The following is a 17,045-nucleotide window of genomic DNA, read 5'->3' as shown; positions in this document are numbered from 1 at the left end:
TTTCCTCCGTGTATCTGCGCAGGGCCACGTCGCTCTGAAGAGTCGGACGCGCACGGGGCGGCACCGGACGGGAGCCGCCCGACGCGTCACGCGCCGACACGCGCTGCACCCGCCGCCACGCGCGGCACACCGACCGACCTTCCCAGGGGGCTCACAGCCATGCTCGGAAACACCCTTCGCAAGACCGCTTCCCTCGCCGCCGCCGCCGCCGTGGCGACGGGTGGGCTCGTCGCCCTGTCCTCCCCCGCACAGGCGGCCACCACGTACAAGATCAAGATCTACAACGTGTGGTGCGAGTCCACCGAGGACTGGACCGGCGCCGACGAGCCGTACATCACGGTCAACGGCAGCAAGGTGTGGGCCGGCAGCCTCAACGACCGCCAGGGCGTGACCATCAACGTCACGAAGTCCGGCAGCAACACCACCCGGGTCAAGCTCTACGACGCGGACGCCGGCTTCTTCGACAACGACGACTTCCTGGGCGAGTTCGCGGTCAGCGCGGACAACATCGGCCAGGGCCTGCAGGAGGCGCGCTTCGCCGCCTGGACCGCCGACTACACGCTCTACTACGAGGTCGTTCGCTGAAGCTGAAGCTGCACAGTTCGCTTCACTGAAACGGAGGACGCACGACGGCCCCGCACACGATCGAGTGCGGGGCCGTCGACGCTGTCGGTCAGAGGACGCGGCCGGCGGCCCAGCTCGACGCGGTGATCCGGGTGAGGGCCACGCCCTGGCCGGGCTGGCGAGCGTGCCAGATGCGGCCGCCGCCGGCGTACACGGCCACGTGGTAGACGCGGGAGCCGTGCTTGAAGAACACCAGGTCACCGGGCTTCATCGCGGACCGGTTGATCTTCCTGGAGGCGGCGTACTGGCCGCGCGAGGTGCGGGGCAGCGACTTGCCCACGCGCTTCATGACGTAGCCGACGTAGCCGGAGCAGTCGAACGCGCGCGGGCCGGTCGCGCCGTACCGGTAGGGGCGGCCACGCAGTGCGGCGGCCGTGGTCAGGACCGTCTTCACCTTGGCCGCGCGGACGGCGGCGGCGCGGGCGGCGGGGGTCTTGGCCGAGCGGCCCGCCGGCGTGACGGCGGCGTCGGGCACGGTGGCCGAGGCCGGCGCCGCCGGGGCGACGAGCAGGGCGCCGAGCAGCGCGACCAGCAGCGCGCCGAGGCGGAGGGAGAGACGGGCAGCGGAGGTCACGGCAGCGCGGCGCGACAGAGCGCGCGCGCCGCCGGTGGCGGCGTACGACAAGAGAAGAGCCCTTCCAGCACGCCTGCGAGGTGAGCTGTCGGGTTCGGGACCGGAAGTGCCCCGGCCGCTGCTGCGGCTTCACCCCGAGCCGGGCGGCTGCTGCCGTCCGGCGGTCTCGCGAAGGAGTGGGTCCCCCGCTCCTGCCCCACGTCGGAGTAGACGTCGTCGCACCGGCGGGGCAGGACTCGGCGTAGCCGGTGCGTGGACGGCCTTGCGACCGTCGATCTCTGCCTCGACACCGTATGCGAGGGACCTGAGCCGAGGCCTAGTCTCGGCCCTGTGCGTCGCATCACGCTCTCAGCCGGTCCTCAGCCGTGGCTGCTACTCCTGGAACCGTGAAGGTGCTGGTCGTCGAGGACGAGCCCGCCGTGCGCGACGCGCTGGCGCGCAGCCTGCGGTTCGAGGGCTACGAGGTCGAGACCGCCGCCGACGGCGTCCAGGCCCTCGCCCAGCTGGAGGCGTCGCCGGCGGACGCGGTCGTGCTCGACGTGATGATGCCGCGCATGGACGGGCTCGAGGCCTGCCGGCGGCTCCGCGCGGCCGGCGACACGACGCCCGTGCTCATGCTGACCGCGCGCGACGGCGTGGGCGACCGGGTCGCCGGGCTGGACGCCGGCGCGGACGACTACCTGCTCAAGCCGTTCGCGCTCGAGGAGCTCCTCGCCCGTGTCCGCGCGCTGCTGCGCCGCGCCCGGCTGTCGGCCCCAGGAGAGGGCCCCGGTGAGGACGACGTGCTGCGGTTCGCGGACCTGTCGATGGACCCGGTGTCCTACGAGGTACGCCGGGGCGAGCGCCTGCTGGAGCTGACCAGGACCGAGTTCTCGCTGCTCGAGGTCTTCCTCCGCCACCCGCGCCAGGTGCTGACCCGCACGGTCCTGCTCGAGCGGGTCTGGGGCTACGACTTCGGCACCACGTCCAACAGCCTCGAGGTCTACGTGGGCTACCTGCGCCGCAAGCTCGAGGCCGAGGGCGAGCCGCGCATCCTGCAGACGGTGCGCGGCGTCGGCTACGCCCTGCGCGAGGCGACCTCGGGGTGACCGGGACGCTGCGGGAGCTGTGGGGACGGCTGCCCGCGGGCCTGCGCCGCCGTGTCGCCCGCTGGCGGCACCCGGGGCTGCGGGCCCGGCTGGCCGGGATCGTCGCGCTGGTCGTCGCCGGCGCGGTGCTCCTCGTCTCGACCGTGGCCTGGCTGTCCGTCCGCGCGGAGCTGCGCAGCGAGACCGACGAGACGCTGCGCGAGCAGGTGGCGGCCGAGGCCCGCTTCGCCGCCGTCGTCGGGCGCGGTGGCCGTCCCGACCGCGGGTTCGGCCGCGGGGGCCCGCCGCCCGGCGCGTTCAACCAGGCCGCGGCGCAGAACATCCAGTACATCGACGCGACGGGGCGGCGCGCCGCCTTCCAGCGCAACGGGAGCCTCACCCTGCCCGTCACGGCGGCCGACGTGGAGGTCGCGCGGACCGGCAAGGGCGAGGTGCTGCGCGACGCCACCGTCGACGGGTCGCACGTCCGCATCATCACGGCGCCGGCCACGCTGCGCACGGGGCCCGGCGCCGTGCAGGTCGCCCGGTCGCTCGACGAGGTCTACGGCACCCTCCGCTCGCTCGCCCTGCTGCTCGGGCTCTTCTCGCTGCTGGGCATCGCGGCCGCAGCGTTCGCCGGGCGCGCGGTGGCGTCGGCGGGGCTCGGCCCGGTCCGCCGGGTGACGGCCGCGGCCGAGCACGTCGCGGCCACCCGCGACCTGCGCGCCGCGATCCCGGTCACCGGGGACGACGAGGTGGCGCGGCTGGCGCGCAGTGTCAACGCCATGCTCGCGGCGCTGGAGAGCGCGCGGCTCCAGCAGCGGCGGCTGGTCGAGGACGCCGGGCACGAGCTGCGTACGCCGTTGACCAGCCTGCGCGCCAACGTCGAGCTGCTCGCCCGGGCCGAGGAGCGCGGGCCGGGGGCGCTGTCGGCAGCGGACCGGAAGGCGATGCTGACCGACCTCGGGGAGCAGGCCGTCGAGCTGACCACGCTCATGAACGAGCTGGTCGCGCTCGCCCGCGAGGACGCCGGGCAGGAGGTGCCGGGCGACCTGCGTCTCGACGAGCTGGTCGAGCGGTGCGTGGCCCGGGCGCGCCGGCACGCCCCGGACGCGTCCTTCACCGTCGAGACCGAGCCGCTGGTGATCCCCGGGCGGGCCACCGGCCTCACCCGGGCGGTCAACAACCTGCTCGACAACGCGGTGAAGTTCAGCGCGCCGCACCCGGCCGTCCTGCACGTCTCGGTGCGACGGGCGGACGTCGCCCCGGGACGGGCGGAGGTTGCGGTCGCGGACCGCGGGCGCGGCATCGACCCGGCGGACCGCGAGCGCGTGTTCGAGCGGTTCTACCGGGCCACCGAGGCGCGCGCCGTGCCGGGCAGCGGGCTCGGGCTGGCGATCGTCGCGCAGGTGGCGGCCGAGCACGGCGGCTCGGCCGCCCTGGAGCCACGGGCCGGCGGAGGCACCGTCGCGCGGCTGCGGCTTCCGCTGCGGGCGGCGCCCGACCACGGGGCGGCAGCGCCCGGCACGCCCGAGGTGCTCGACCTCGGCTGAGGGGCCGGGGCGCCTGCACCCGCCACCTCGCGTGCGGCCAGGCGCCCGGCACCTGCTGCCGAGCACCCGGTGCGGTCGTGTTGTCCACCAGGTGGCGTTCCGGCCGTAGACTGGCTAGTCGTGCCCAGTGCGACCGCCAACCTCGCCCGCCGCGACGACCTCCGCAACGTCGCGATCATCGCCCACGTCGACCACGGGAAGACGACCCTCGTCGACGCCATGCTCCGGCAGTCCGGCGCCTTCTCCGCGCACGCCGAGGCCACCGACCGGGTCATGGACTCGATGGACCTCGAGCGCGAGAAGGGCATCACCATTCTCGCGAAGAACACCGCCGTCAAGCACTCGATCGGCGGCCGCGAGCTGACGATCAACATCATCGACACCCCCGGCCACGCCGACTTCGGCGGCGAGGTGGAGCGTGGGCTGTCGATGGTCGACGCGGTCGTGCTCCTCGTCGACGCCTCCGAGGGCCCGCTGCCCCAGACCCGGTTCGTGCTGCGCAAGGCGCTGCAGAAGCGCATGCCGGTCGTGCTCGTCATCAACAAGGTCGACCGGCCGGACGCGCGCATCGGCGAGGTGGTCGACGAGACGTACGAGCTCTTCCTCGACCTCGACGCCGACGAGGACCAGATCGACTTCCCGATCGTGTACGCCTCGGCGAAGGCCGGCCGGGCCTCACTGAACCGCCCCGAGAACGGCGGCCTCCCCGACTCGGAGAACCTCGAGCCGCTCTTCCAGGTGCTGCTGGACTCAGTGCCGGCGCCGGCGTACGACCCCGAGGCGCCGCTGCAGGCGCACGTCACCAACCTCGACGCCTCGCCCTTCCTCGGCCGGCTCGCGCTCTGCCGCATCTTCGCCGGCGAGCTGCGCAAGGGCCAGCAGGTGGCCTGGTGCAAGCACGACGGGTCGATCGAGCGGGTCAAGGTGACCGAGCTGCTCGTCACCGAGGGCCTCGAGCGCGTCCCCGGCGAGAAGGCCGGCCCCGGCGACATCATCGCCATCGCCGGCATCCCGGAGATCACGATCGGCGAGACGCTGGCGGACCCGGAGGCCCCCCGTCCGCTGCCGCTGATCACGGTCGACGAGCCCGCCATCTCGATGACGATCGGCACCAACACCTCCCCGCTCGCCGGGCGCGAGCGGGGCAACAAGGTGACCGCCCGCCTGGTGAAGGACCGCCTCGACCGCGAGCTGGTCGGCAACGTGTCGATGCGCGTGCTGCCGACCGAGCGTCCCGACGCGTGGGAGGTCCAGGGCCGTGGCGAGCTCGCCCTCGCGATCCTCGTCGAGCAGATGCGCCGGGAGGGCTACGAGCTGACGGTCGGCAAGCCCCAGGTGGTCACGCGGACCATCGACGGCAAGCTGCACGAGCCGGTCGAGCGCCTGACGATCGACGCCCCCGACGAGTACCTCGGTGCCATCACCCAGCTCCTCGCGGTCCGCAAGGGGCGCATGGAGACGATGACGAACCACGGCACCGGCTGGATCCGCATGGAGTTCCTGGTGCCCTCGCGCGGCCTCATCGGCTTCCGCACCGAGTTCCTCACCGAGACGCGCGGCACCGGCATCGCGAACGCCGTGTTCGAGGGGTACGAGCCGTGGGCGGGCGAGCTGCGCACGCGGCCCACCGGCTCGCTCGTCGCGGACCGGGCCGGGGTTGCGACCCCGTTCGCGATGTTCAACCTGCAGGAGCGCGGCACGATGTTCGTCGAGCCGACGACCGAGGTCTACGAGGGCATGATCGTGGGTGAGAACTCCCGGGACGACGACATGGACGTCAACATCACCAAGGAGAAGAAGCTCACCAACATGCGCTCCTCGACCGGCGACGAGCTCGTCCGCCTGGTCCCGCCGCGCAAGCTCAGCCTGGAGCAGTCGCTGGAGTTCTGCCGCGAGGACGAGTGCGTCGAGGTGACCCCCACCGCGGTCCGGATCCGCAAGGTGATCCTGGACGCGACGACCCGTGGCCGTACGCGCGGACGAGCCGCCAAGGCGAACGGCTGACGCCCCGACCGGGTGCCTGAGCGAAACAATTTGCGGTACCGGCAGGCCGTCGTCCTCAGCTGAGGCGGCGGCCTGCCGACTTGCCAGGCGTGGACCGCTCCTTCCTGACCCCCGCCCCGACCCCGGCCGAGGTCCTCGGCACCGGTCGGGCCCGCGCGCTCGAGCTGCTCGGCGCGTACACCGTCGACCTCGACCCGTACGCCCGCGAGTCCACGCTGCGCCGCGTCACCGACGACATCTGTGGCGACCCCCGCGCCACGCTCGCCTTCGTTCGCGCGCTCGCGGAGTACGCCGCCACCCTCGCCGAGTGCGCGGCTGCCGCCTCCTGCGAGGACGGCACCATCGAGGCCTCCGCCTTCGTACGCACGCTGGCCCGGGTGGACCTGACCACGCGCTGAGCGCGCTGCACCGCGGGAACGACGAGGGCCCGCCCCCCGGACGGGGGGCGGGCCCTTCTGCCGTGCGGCCGCCGGGGCGGTCAGCTCACTTGCTGGTCGTGATGAGGATCGGGGAGTTGCCGATCGTCACGGCCTGGCCGGCCTTGCGGGCGGTCTTCTTGCCCTGCAGGTCGAACACGGCCGTCGTGGCGGCGGGGGCCTTGATGCGCACGTTCTTGCGCGGGGTGTCGGTCCACTTGACGTAGCCGAAGCCCTTGCCGCGCTTGGTGGTGCAGGTGTAGACGCCCTGCCTGTCACGCAGGCAGCGGTCGAGCGGGAAGCTCATCCAGTTGCGGGTGACGCCCCAGGCGGTGCCGGCGCGGGTGACGCTGGTCCGGGAGCCCGCCACCGCGGTCAGCTCCACACCGAGCACGCCGTGCGCGTCCCAGGCGTACCAGTAGAGCCGGTCGATCTTGTTCGAGCGGGCCAGCAGCAGCATGCGCGCGACGTACGCCGCCTGGTACTCGGGGGCGATGACCTCGGGCTTGCCCTGGGAGCCCCCGACCGCGCCGCCGAAGCTGACCTCGGTGACCCAGACCGGCTTGCTCGCCAGCTTGTTCGCCGCGAGGTTCTTGCGGACCGTCGCCAGCTGGGTCAGCGTCGACTCCGGGGTCTTGCCGGGGTTCGGGTAGAGGTGCAGGCCGATGACGTCGACCTGGCGCGCGTTCTTCTGGGCGAAGTACTGGCGCAGCCAGGACACCTGCGCAGGACGGCGGCTGATCAGGCCGGGGCTGACGAGCACGGCGCCGGGGTACTTTGCGACCGGCACCTTCTTGGTGACCGTCTTGCCCTTGACCTTGACCTTCTTGGCCTTGAGCGTCGTGGCGTGGATGACCTGGTACGCGGCGAGGTTGAGCGCGGCCATGTCCTTGGCCGACGACGCCGTCGACGTGTCCCAGAAGAGGCCGCCGTTCGGCTCGTTCCAGGTCTGGAACGAGCGGACGCCCTTCTTGTAGTAGCGGTCCACCACGTACTTGACGTAGTTGGTCCAGTAGACGGTGGAGCGGGGAGCGACGGCGGAGCCGGCGGCGATGGGGTCCGAGGTGCGGCTCGGGTCCTTGCTGGCCCACGTGGGCGTCTGGCCGAGGACGAGCAGCGGGGCGGCCTTCTGGGCCTTGGCCTGGGCGACCGCCGTGTCGAGGCGCTTGACCGCCGCGGCGTCCCAGGTCCCCTGGGTGGGCTGCAGCTGGGCCCAGGTGCCGCCGACGTCCCAGAGCCGGACGGAGCCGAGAGTGCCCTTGCTCGGGTACGAGACGCCGGCCGTGCCCGCGCCCAGCACGTGCATGCCGAAGTAGTCCGCCGGGGTCGGCGTCGGGGCGGCCAGAGCGCTGCCGGCGCCCTGCGTGAGCGAGGCCGCCACCGCGACGGTGACGGCAGCCGCGCCCAGGCGGCCGATCCGGGTGAGACGCATGAGGCGAAGTGTCCTTTCGCGGGGCAGACCGGTCTCGTCATCAGGAGGGAGACGGGGACGGCTGCTGTCCGTTCAGTGGCAGGTGGGGCGGATGTGACTCATGTGGCGAAGGGCGGCAGGGCCGTCAGTGCGCCTGGAGTCCTCCATCCGGGTGATGCATCGTCCGCAACCGCAACGGGCTTGAGCGGCCTGCGGGTTCCCATCCCGGCCCAGGCTAGCCCGATCGGTCAGCCCCCGTGTGGGTTACCCCGCGCCGTTGCACCCCCGGTTTGCCGGAATGCGAGCGCGTGGTGCACCGTTGTTCCAGGTGCCGCGCTGGGGCATGACCCCGGGCTCCATCATCAGCCGCTTCGAGCGGCCGTTCGCCGAGAGGCGTCTCCCAGCGCGGTGCCACTACTTCGCCCGGCGAAGCGCCAGGCCACCCGGCCCAGGCGGCTCAGGCCTGCAGCGCGCGCGCCTCGAGGCGCAGGTCCTCGACCAGGCTGTCGACGTCGCGCCGCTCCCGCGCGCTGGTGAGGGCGAGCCGCAACACCGCGGAGGCCCGGACCAGCTCCTCGGCCTGGGCCAGCGCCGTCGCCGCGCCGGCCCGGCGTACGCCGAGGTCGCGCTCGCGGGCGAGCAGCGCGAGCTCGGAGTCCAGGGAGGCGGCGGCGGTGCGTAGCCGAGCCAGCAGCGCGGGAGTGTCCCCGACGGCGCGCTCGGCGGCCCGGCAGTGGCGCAGCAGCTGAGCCGTGGCCTCCACCTCCGCGGCCAGCCGGCGGCGCACGCGGGCCACGTCGCCCCGCGGGCCGGGCACGAGGGCCTCGGCGCGCAGCCGGGCGAGCTCGCTCGCGCGACGGCAGCTGCGGACGGCGCGCACCACGACGAGGTACGACCCCCAGCCGGCGGCACCGGCCGCGGGGGCCGCCGCGGCCAGGACGACGAGCGGCTCCATGTCACCACGCTACTCGCCGTCCGTACGGCGCGCAGCTACGCCGGACGGGCTACTCCCACCCCAGCTCGTGCAGCCGGTCGTCGTCGATGCCGAAGTGGTGGGCGACCTCGTGCACGACGGTGACCAGGACCTCCTCGACCACCTCCTCGCGGGTCTCGCACATCCGCAGCAACGGGCCGCGGAAGACGCTGATCTTGTCGGGGAGGACGCCGGTGTACCACTCGCCCCGCTCGGTCAGCGGCGTGCCCTCGTACAGCCCGAGCAGCTCGGGGTCGTCCTCCGGCGGCTCCTCCTCCACGACCACGGCGACGTTGCGCATGAGCCGGCCGAGCTGCTCCGGGATCTGGTCCAGGGCGTCGGCGACGAGCTCCTCGAACTCGGCAGGCGTGACGTCGACCACAGCAGGAGCCTATGGCGCCGGGCCTGGGGTGCTCAGGGGTAGGGGAGGCCGGACATGAGCCTCGATCAGCCCCCCGGGCCCGCTCCGACCGCGACCACGCCGCGGCCCGGCCCGCTCCGCCGCGCCCTGCGCGCCACGCGGCGCTCCGCGCCGGGCCGCCTCGCGGGACGGGCTGTCACCTCCCGCGCGGCACGATGGCTCGGCGTGCTCGTCGTGGCCCTGCTCGGCGGCTGGCTCGGGCTGGCCGTCGCCGGCCACGTCGACGCACCGGTCGGCCCGGCGCAGACGCGGCTGAGCGTGGCCTGGAACGACCACGGCGACGTGGACGTGCGCATCCCGCCCCTCGGGTCCATCGAGCTCGACACCCACGACGGCCCGCTCGCGGTCGACGTGGCGGTCGAGCGGCTGGACCCGGACGAGGCGCGCGCGATCGTGGACGACCCCACGTCGCTGGACGCGCTCCCCGGGCGGGCGACCGCCGACGTCCGCTCGGCGCTCCTGCGGCTCGTCGTCGTCACGCTGGCCGCGTCCACGGCCGGGGCCGGCCTGCTGGGGCTGCTCGTCTACCGCCGCCGGCGGCCAGCGATCGCCTGCGCCGGGCTGGCCCTGACCGTCGTCGCCGCCTCACTGGGGGCCGCGGGCCTCACGCTGCGCTCGGACGCGATCCGGGAGCCGAAGTACTCCGGCCTGCTCGCCAGCGCGCCCGGCATCGTCGGCAGCGCGGAGGACATCGTCGGCGACTTCGGGCGCTACAGCCAGCAGCTGGGCAAGCTGGTCGGGAACGTCTCCCAGCTCTACGCCACGACCTCCACGCTGCCCGTGCTGCCGGAGGACACGACCGACATCCGCATCCTCGTGGTCAGCGACATCCACCTGAACCCCTCGGCGTGGAACGTCATCCGGTCGACGGTCCAGCAGTTCTCGGTGAGCCTCATCGTCGACGCCGGCGACCTCACCGACCACGGCAGCAAGCTCGAGAACGCGTTCGCCCGCCCGATCGGCAACCTCGGCGCGCCCTACGTCTTCATCAAGGGCAACCACGACTCGGCGTCCACGGCCGCCGCGGTGGAGCGCCAGCACAACACCAAGGTGCTGACCGGGGAGCCGTTCGACCTCGACGGGCTGCGCTTCCTGGGCGCGGGCGACCCCCGGTTCACCCCCGACAAGGAGACGCGGGACGACGAGGTGGGCAAGGGCGAGGCCAGCGCCGACGACCCGCTGGTCACGCTCGGGGACCAGCTCGCCGCCACGGCCCGGGCCGCCGTGCCGCCCGTCGACATCGCGGTCGTCCACGACCCGGTCACGGCCCGCCGGCTCGACGGGGCGGTCCCGCTCGTCATCGCCGGCCACGTGCACGAGCGCTCGACCGAGGTGATGGAGCAGGGGACCCGGCTCTTCGTGCAGGGGTCGACCGGGGGCGCGGGGCTGCGCGGCCTCGAGGGCGAGGACCCGACGCCCATCGAGCTCTCGGTGCTCTACGTCGACCGGGAGACCAGGCGGCTCACCGCGTGGGACGACATCTCCCTCGGCGGGCTCGGCCTGGCCTCGGCGACCGTCGAGCGCCACGTCGCCTCGGAGGAGGCCGCGGCCGTCGCCCCCGTCCCGGCCGCCGGGCCTACCGCGGGTCGCTGAGGGCCTCACCTGCCCGTCCGGCCGCCGCGTCCCGTATCGTGAGGAGCGCACCCCGACGGGTGGCCAAGGCGAAGACTTGCCCTCATCGTCTAGAGGCCCAGGACACCGCCCTTTCAAGGCGGCAGCACGGGTTCGAATCCCGTTGGGGGCACGAGCGGTATCCGTATGGAATACTTCTCCTGCACGACGGCCGCAAGGCCGAGCAAGGCCCCGTAGCGCAGTTGGTTAGCGCGCCGCCCTGTCACGGCGGAGGCCGCGGGTTCGAGTCCCGTCGGGGTCGCCTCCAGGCGAAGGCCCGGCACCGGTGCACCGGTGCCGGGCCTTCGTGCATCGCGGGCAGAGCCAGGTGAGGCCCGGGATGCCCGCGTGACGTACCCCACACCCTCATGCGCCCACCGCCGGCCGAAGGCCCCCGGGACGCCTCAACCGCAGGCCCCGCGTGCCGATGGGATCGTCCGGCGACGTGGAGGGAGGTGCAGGTGCGTCAGGGCCAGGAGCTGCTCGACCGCGACGAGCGGGAGCGGCTGGAGACGCTGGTGTCGTACGGCATCCTCGACCGCCCCGCCGACGCCGAGCTGGACGCCGTCCTGCGCGTGGCCGCAGCGGTGGCCGGGGTCCCGACCGCCACCCTCAACCTGATCGACCAGAGCCGCCAGTGCCAGCTGACGACGGTGGGCTTCGAGGGCAGCGACTCCCCGCGCTCGGACTCGATGTGCGCCGTGCACTTCCGCAGCGGCAGGAGCGTCCTCGTCCCCGACGCCAGCGTGCACCCGGACTACGCCGCCAACCCCTGGGTCACGGGGCGGCTCGCGCGGGTCCGGCTCTATGCCTCCTTCCCGCTGATGTCACCCGAGGGGCACGCTCTCGGCTCCCTCTGCGTGTTCGACTCGGCACCGGGCCGGCTGGACGGCCACCAGGTGGCTCGGCTCGAGGACCTCGCCCGGATCGTCGTCGCCCTCTTCGAGCGCCGCCGGGAGGCCCGGCGCAGCGCCGCCCTCGCCGCTGAGGCCCAGGAGCAGCGCGATCTGGTCGCGCTCACCATCCGCGAGCTCGAGGAGCGGCAGGAGCTGACCCAGGCGGTCCTGGACACGATCGACGTGGCCGTCGTCGCCGCCGCCCCGGACGGCCGGCTGACGATGTTCAACCGGGCCGCCCTGGACTGGCACGGGGTGCCCGCCGACGGCGGCCTCGACCCCGGCGACCACGCCTCCGCCTACAGCCTGCTCGCCGCGGACGGGGTCACCCCGCTCCCCGCCGAGCAGGTCCCCCTGCACCGCGCCCTGCGCGAAGGGTCCGTGAGCGACGCCGAGCTCGTCATCGCCCCACCGGGCCGGGAGCCCATCCGCGTGCTCGCCTCGGGCCGCGCGCTCCAGCGGGCCGACGGGTCGTCGCTCGGCGCCGTCGTCGCGCAGACCGACGTGACCGCCGACCGTGCCCAACGCGTCGCGCTGGAGGCCGCGCACGCCGCCCTGGCCGCCCGCTCCGCGGAGCTGGAGCGGTCCAACGACGAGCTGGCCCAGTTCGCGGCGGTCGCCAGCCACGACCTGCGCTCGCCGCTGGCGGTCATCGACGGCTACCTCGAGCTGCTGCTGGACGTGCACGGCGAGGCGCTGACCGACGAGGGACGCGAGTGGGTGACCACGGCGCGCGGCGCGGGCACCCGCATGCGCGGGCTCATCGACGCGCTGCTCTCGTACGCGCGCGCCGGCGGCAAGCCGTGCGACCCGCGGCCGGTCGACACCGGCGCGCTGCTCGATCAGGTGCTCCAGGACGTCGCCGCCGAGGCGGAGGCGGCCGGTGTCGTGCTGTCGGCACCCGAGGCGCTGCCCGCCGCACGGGTCGACGCCGTGCTGCTGCGTCAGCTGCTGCAGAACCTGCTCACGAACGCGATCCGCTACCGCGCCCCGGGCCGGCCGGGGCAGGTCGTGGTGACCGCCGCACCGCTGCAGGGCGAGGGCGGCTGGGAGTTCGCCGTCGCGGACAACGGGCTCGGCATCCCGCCGGACCAGCGCGAGCGGGTGTTCGCCATGTTCTCCACGGGGTCGCGGGGCCGGGGCAGCGGCATCGGGCTCGCGACCTGCCAGCGCATCGTCGAGCGTCACGGGGGCCGCATCTGGATCGAGCAGACGCCCGGCGGCGGGACGACCGTCCGGTTCACGATCCCCTGACCGGCCCGCGGGCCGCGCGCCACGGGGGGCCGCTCCGGCAGCTGCTCGCCAGGGCACGGTCGGACGGGCACGGACGCACGCACGCACGCACGGACGACGGAGCACGGTCGACAGGGCGCGTTCGACAGGGCTTCATGCGATCGGCACGCGGACTCAAGGTGCGCGTAGTTGCCTCCCCGCGACCGCTCCGCCCGTGCCGAGGAGACGACGTGCACCTTCTTCCCGCTGCCCCGCGCCGCGTCCGCCGGACGCTCGCCCTGACGGCCGCGGCCGCCCTGACCGCGGTCGCCGCGGGCACCGCCGCCCACCGGGCCGCGGCCGACACCCCGGCCCTGGTCACGACCGTGGAGAAGCTGACCCGCTCGACGGCCTGGCAGCAGACGGGCGACCTGGCGCTCCGGTTCGACGCGCACCACCCGCAGGGCATGCTGCGGATCGGGGGCTTGTGGTGGATGAGCAGCGTCGAGATCCTCGAGCCGACGGTGCGCTACCCGACCCCGGTGGACGGCTACGACCGCACCCCGGGCAAGGGCCGTGGCCACCTGTTCGCCTTCGACGACCAGGGCGAGCTCCAGGCCGACATCCTGCTCGGCGAGGGGGCCGTCTACCACCCCGGCGGCCTGGACTTCGACGGCGAGAGCCTGTGGGTGCCGGTCGCGGAGTACCGCCCCAACAGCCGGTCGATCGTCTACCGGGTCGACCCGACGACGCACGCCGTGACGGAGGCGTTCCGCGTCGCGGACCACCTCGGCGGCATCGTCCACGACACCACGCGCGACCGCTTCGTCGGCGTCAGCTGGGGCTCGCGCACCTTCTACGACCTCAGGCGCAACGGCCGGGTCGCTGGCACGAGGCCCAACGAGAGCCACTTCGTCGACTATCAGGACTGCGACTTCCTCAGCGGCCGGTCGATGCTCTGCACCGGGCTGACCGAGGTCGCCGGCCCGAACGCCGCCATCCGGATGGGCGGCGTGGCGGTGGTCGACACGAAGAAGCTCACCGTCGGCCACGAGGTGCCGGTCTTCAGGTGGTCCACGTCCGGTGCCAACATCCTGCGGAACCCCAGCGACCTGGCGCTGCAGCCGGACGGCTCGGTCCGGCTCACCGTCGTCCCCGACGACGGCGTCAGCGCGCGCATGCTGACCTTCACCGCGAAGCCCTGATCCTCGTGGACATCCGCGCGGTGCCCCGGCCGGGTAGGCCGGGGCACCGCCGCTCCTGACTCCCTCGTGTGGCCCTGCTCTTGGCTCTCCCGGGCCGGCGCACGGTCAAGGTGGCGTGGCTCGCGACCCGGGTCCCGACGCCCGTCCTCCGCACGGAGGAAGGCGCCGTATCCGACGGAGGAAACGGTCTTCTGTAGATGCAGGTCAGGAGAGGGCGGGGGCCCGGGACGGCCTAGTGCAGGACCTTGAGCCCGATCACGCAGCCGACGATCCCGAGCAGCAGGAGCACCTTCACCAACGACACCGCCTCGGCACCGGTGGCCATGGCGTACGCGACCGTCACGGTCGCGCCGATGCCCACCCACACCGCGTACGCCGTGCCGAGCGGGAGGTCCCGCATCGCGTACGCGAGCCCGCCCATGCTCGCGGTGAGCGCGACCGCGAACAGGACGGTGGGGACGGGGCGGCTGAACCCCTGGGACCTGTCCAGCGCAGCGGCCCACACCGCTTCGAGGACACCGGAGACGCAGAGCACGAGCCAAGCCACGAGAGACCTCCGTGGCGCCGTCTTGTCGCACACCGGGTACGGCACCGCTCGTCCGGGAGCCGGTAGGGGCTCGGTGCCAACGGTACGCAACCCCGACGGCAGCGGCCAGGGCTCCTCGTGGTGGCCTCGGGCACAGCCCTTCCAGGTGGAAGGCATGCGCGATCGCGAACGATGTGCAGGATGCGGTCCTCGGCAAACGCCCGAGCTGCCCTTCTGGTGAGTTGCTGCAACGCGTCGCGCGGCCGATCCTGCACCTCATGTCGCGCGCGCATCCCGCCCACCCGCACGTCTCCGGGCACCCGGCGCACTCCCACGGTCCCGGCCCCCACCACGCGCACGACCACGCGCACGACGACCCGCACGACGACCCGCACGACGACCCGCACGACCACCCGCACGACCACCCGCACGACCACCCGCACGGTAGGTGGGGCACGCTTCGCCACGAGCTGTCGGCGGTCCTCGGCGGCCACTCGCACGACTCCGCCGACCGGGTCGACAGCGCGCTCGAGGCGAACGCCGCGGGTCGGCGCGCGCTCTGGACGAGCATGCTCGTGCTGACGGTCACGGCGCTCGTGCAGGCCGGCGTGGTCGCGTTGTCCGGGTCGGTCGCACTGCTCGGCGACACCCTGCACAACGTGGCCGACGCCCTGACGTCGGTGCCGCTGCTCATCGCGTTCGCCCTGGCCCGCCGGCCCCCGACCAGGCGGTTCACCTACGGGTACGGCCGCGCCGAGGACCTGGCCGGGCTGTTCGTCGTGGCCATGATCGCGCTCTCCACGGTCCTCGTGGGCTACGAGTCGATCCGCCGGCTCCTCTCGCCCCAGGACGTCGACCACCTGTGGGCCGTGGCGCTCGCCGGGCTGGTCGGCTTCGCCGGCAACGAGCTGGTCGCCCGCTACCGGATCCGGGTCGGGCGGCGCATCGGCTCCGCGGCCCTGGTGGCCGACGGCCTGCATGCGCGCACCGATGGCTTCACCAGCCTGGCCGTGGTGCTCGGCGCGCTCGGCGTGGCCCTGGGCTGGGACCTCGCCGACCCCGTCATCGGGCTGCTCATCGCCGTCGCCATCCTCGGCGTGCTCCGCCAGGCCGTCGCGCAGGTCGGCGGTCGGCTGATGGACGCGGTCGACCCGGCCATCGTCGACCGGGCCGAGGCGGTCGTCGCGGCACTGCCGGGCGTCACCGAGGTGCGCGAGCTGCGTGTGCGCTGGATCGGTCACTCGCTCCGGGCCGAGGTCGACATCGCGGTCGACGCGGCGCTCAGCCTGGCGGCGGCGCACGACGTGGCGCACGCCGCGGAGCAGCACCTGCTGGGCGCGGTCCCCCGGCTCGGCGCCGCGCTCGTGCACGCGAGCCCGGCAGGCCACCACGAGCACCGACACTCCCACCCGCGCTGAGGGTGACGGCGAGGGCTGGAACGCGAACGGGCTCCGGGAACGCGAGGTTCCTGGAGCCCGTGAGCGTGGGCAGGGGCGGGGTCGAACCGCCGACCTTCCGCTTTTCAGGCGGACGCTCGTACCAACTGAGCTACCTGCCCGGGTAGCGGGATCGAGTGTAACTGCCCTCCGGTGCGGGTGCGCAGCCAGTTCCCGAACGGCCGCCTCACCCTGCTGGCAGCAGCCCGACGAGCACGTCGGCGTAGCGCTCGACCGAGCCCGGGGCGTGCGGCAGGAACAGCTCGGGCTCGATGAGCTCGAGCTCCATGACCGCGGGCTCGCCGTCCAGCCGGACGAGGTCCACCCGGGCGTACGCCAGGCCGGCCCCGGGCGCCACGCCCAGGGCGGCCGCCGCTGCCGCCAGCTCGGCCTCGCCCGGCTCGTGGGTCAGGACGCGCCCGCCGTAGAACTCCTGGACGCGGTAGTCCCCGGCCGCCGGCACCTTGCGGATCGCGTGGCTGAAGCGGCCGCCGAAGTAGATCAGCGAGGCCTCCCCCGCCGACAGCACCGACGGGTCGAAGCGCTGCACCAGCACGTCCTCGTCGGCGGCGAGCGCGCGCAGGTGGCCCGCCGCCGCCTCCGCTCCTGCCGGCGTGCGCAGCGCTCCCCACGCCCCGCCCCCGACGGCGGGCTTGATGACGACCTCGCCCCCGAGCCGGTCGAGGGCCGCCGCCCGCTCCCCCTCGCCCGCGCCACGCCGCACCAGCACGGTCTCGAGCACCGCCACCCCGGCCTGCTGCAGGTCGAGCAGGTAGCCCTTGTGGCTGTTCCACTCGAGCACCTGCGCGGGGTTGACCAGCGTCGCCCGGCCGGCGACCTCATGGGCCCACCGGACGAAGCCGGCCCGGTCGTCGAAGTAGTCCCAGGGCGACTTCACCACCACGAGCGGCGCCGGGTCCCAGGACGTGCCGTCCTGGCCGGCCTGGTTCCACGCCCGGACGACGACGTCGAGGCCGCGCGCGGTCAACGCGTCGACGAGCAGCGGCACCTCGGCATCCGGCTTCGGCATGTCGCTGCCGGTGACGAGCACGATGTCCACGGGAGCGGCTCCTGGCTCGAGAAGGCGAGGTCGATCGCACCCTAGCGACCGCGCCC

General features: G+C 73.9%; 15 protein-coding genes, 3 tRNA genes and 2 riboswitches. Of the genes, 11 read left to right on the top strand and 7 right to left on the bottom strand.

The genetic code is table 11. The annotated features are described in order from the left end of the window. The first annotated feature begins 159 nt into the window (after positions 1 to 159). Complete coding sequence (locus G9H72_RS19680; protein ID WP_166174337.1) at positions 160 to 585, top strand: hypothetical protein; 426 nt, start codon at positions 160 to 162, stop codon at positions 583 to 585. An 88-nt stretch (positions 586 to 673) separates the two neighbouring features. Here the strand turns inward: G9H72_RS19680 and G9H72_RS19675 are convergent, their stop codons facing one another. Then, a complete protein-coding gene (locus tag G9H72_RS19675; protein WP_231127552.1) occupies positions 674 to 1,249 on the bottom strand; it encodes a C40 family peptidase in 576 nt (191 codons plus the stop codon). A 4-nt stretch (positions 1,250 to 1,253) separates the two neighbouring features. Then, a riboswitch (cyclic di-AMP (ydaO/yuaA leader) is annotated at positions 1,254 to 1,421 on the bottom strand. Between the two features lie 163 nt (positions 1,422 to 1,584). Between G9H72_RS19675 and G9H72_RS19670 the strand changes: the two genes are divergently transcribed. From G9H72_RS19670 to G9H72_RS19655, 4 genes are all read left to right on the top strand, one after another. Then, positions 1,585 to 2,286: a response regulator transcription factor gene (locus tag G9H72_RS19670; protein ID WP_166174335.1), complete on the top strand. Its 702-nt coding sequence runs from the start codon at positions 1,585 to 1,587 to the stop codon at positions 2,284 to 2,286. Next, on the top strand, positions 2,283 to 3,818 hold the full coding sequence (locus tag G9H72_RS23260) for a sensor histidine kinase (protein ID WP_166174333.1): 1,536 nt from the start codon (positions 2,283 to 2,285) through the stop codon (positions 3,816 to 3,818). The genes G9H72_RS19670 and G9H72_RS23260 overlap by 4 nt, the downstream gene beginning before the upstream one ends. Positions 3,819 to 3,938: 120 nt before the next feature. Next, entirely contained in the window at positions 3,939 to 5,822 is a 1,884-nt protein-coding gene (typA, locus tag G9H72_RS19660) for a translational GTPase TypA (protein ID WP_166174331.1), read from the top strand. Between the two features lie 89 nt (positions 5,823 to 5,911). Further along, positions 5,912 to 6,220, top strand: a complete 309-nt coding sequence (locus tag G9H72_RS19655; RefSeq protein WP_166174329.1) for a hypothetical protein — start codon at positions 5,912 to 5,914, stop codon at positions 6,218 to 6,220. Positions 6,221 to 6,305: 85 nt separating this feature from the next. Here the strand turns inward: G9H72_RS19655 and G9H72_RS19650 are convergent, their stop codons facing one another. From G9H72_RS19650 to G9H72_RS19640, 3 genes are all read right to left on the bottom strand, one after another. Then, positions 6,306 to 7,670: a glycosyl hydrolase gene (locus tag G9H72_RS19650; protein ID WP_166174327.1), complete on the bottom strand. Its 1,365-nt coding sequence runs from the start codon at positions 7,668 to 7,670 to the stop codon at positions 6,306 to 6,308. A gap of 436 nt (positions 7,671 to 8,106) precedes the next feature. Beyond that, positions 8,107 to 8,604 (bottom strand): hypothetical protein, encoded by a 498-nt coding sequence (locus G9H72_RS19645; RefSeq protein WP_166174325.1) that lies wholly within the window; start codon positions 8,602 to 8,604, stop codon positions 8,107 to 8,109. 49 nt (positions 8,605 to 8,653) lie between these two features. Continuing rightward, on the bottom strand, positions 8,654 to 9,004 hold the full coding sequence (locus G9H72_RS19640; RefSeq protein ID WP_166174323.1) for a metallopeptidase family protein: 351 nt from the start codon (positions 9,002 to 9,004) through the stop codon (positions 8,654 to 8,656). Positions 9,005 to 9,058: 54 nt separating this feature from the next. On the opposite strand from G9H72_RS19640, the gene G9H72_RS19635 reads away from it, so the two are divergent. From G9H72_RS19635 to G9H72_RS19615, 5 genes are all read left to right on the top strand, one after another. Continuing rightward, on the top strand, positions 9,059 to 10,636 hold the full coding sequence (locus tag G9H72_RS19635; RefSeq protein ID WP_166174321.1) for a metallophosphoesterase family protein: 1,578 nt from the start codon (positions 9,059 to 9,061) through the stop codon (positions 10,634 to 10,636). A gap of 78 nt (positions 10,637 to 10,714) precedes the next feature. Next, positions 10,715 to 10,787 (top strand) — tRNA-Glu (locus G9H72_RS19630). A 55-nt stretch (positions 10,788 to 10,842) separates the two neighbouring features. Continuing rightward, positions 10,843 to 10,916 (top strand) — tRNA-Asp (locus tag G9H72_RS19625). A gap of 199 nt (positions 10,917 to 11,115) precedes the next feature. Further along, positions 11,116 to 12,804, top strand: coding sequence for a GAF domain-containing sensor histidine kinase (locus G9H72_RS23255; protein ID WP_331272439.1), 1,689 nt, complete (start codon positions 11,116 to 11,118; stop codon positions 12,802 to 12,804). A 209-nt stretch (positions 12,805 to 13,013) separates the two neighbouring features. Continuing rightward, positions 13,014 to 13,967 carry a DUF6454 family protein gene (locus tag G9H72_RS19615; protein WP_166174317.1) on the top strand — a complete coding sequence of 318 codons (954 nt, stop codon included), beginning with the start codon at positions 13,014 to 13,016 and terminating at the stop codon, positions 13,965 to 13,967. Between the two features lie 232 nt (positions 13,968 to 14,199). On the opposite strand, the gene G9H72_RS22685 is transcribed toward G9H72_RS19615, so the two are convergent. Continuing rightward, the gene (locus G9H72_RS22685) at positions 14,200 to 14,514 is read right to left on the bottom strand and encodes a DMT family transporter (protein ID WP_166174315.1); all 315 of its coding nucleotides are present in this window, start codon (positions 14,512 to 14,514) and stop codon (positions 14,200 to 14,202) included. Positions 14,515 to 14,525: 11 nt separating this feature from the next. Beyond that, positions 14,526 to 14,589: riboswitch (guanidine-III (ykkC-III) riboswitch) on the bottom strand. Positions 14,590 to 14,771: 182 nt separating this feature from the next. On the opposite strand from G9H72_RS22685, the gene G9H72_RS19605 reads away from it, so the two are divergent. After that, a complete protein-coding gene (locus G9H72_RS19605) occupies positions 14,772 to 15,911 on the top strand; it encodes a cation diffusion facilitator family transporter (protein ID WP_166174313.1) in 1,140 nt (379 codons plus the stop codon). Between the two features lie 66 nt (positions 15,912 to 15,977). On the opposite strand, the gene G9H72_RS19600 is transcribed toward G9H72_RS19605, so the two are convergent. Both G9H72_RS19600 and G9H72_RS19595 read right to left on the bottom strand, forming a co-directional pair. After that, positions 15,978 to 16,051, bottom strand: a tRNA-Phe gene (locus tag G9H72_RS19600). A 65-nt stretch (positions 16,052 to 16,116) separates the two neighbouring features. Then, a complete protein-coding gene (locus G9H72_RS19595) occupies positions 16,117 to 16,989 on the bottom strand; it encodes an ATP-grasp domain-containing protein (RefSeq protein ID WP_166174311.1) in 873 nt (290 codons plus the stop codon). Between the last annotated feature and the right edge of the window lie 56 nt (positions 16,990 to 17,045).

It is taken from the genome of Motilibacter aurantiacus (assembly GCF_011250645.1).
In the GTDB taxonomy this organism is placed as follows: domain Bacteria; phylum Actinomycetota; class Actinomycetes; order Motilibacterales; family Motilibacteraceae; genus Motilibacter_A; species Motilibacter_A aurantiacus.
Note: the sequence above shows the minus strand (reverse complement) of the source record. Positions and strands in the feature narration are given on the sequence as shown.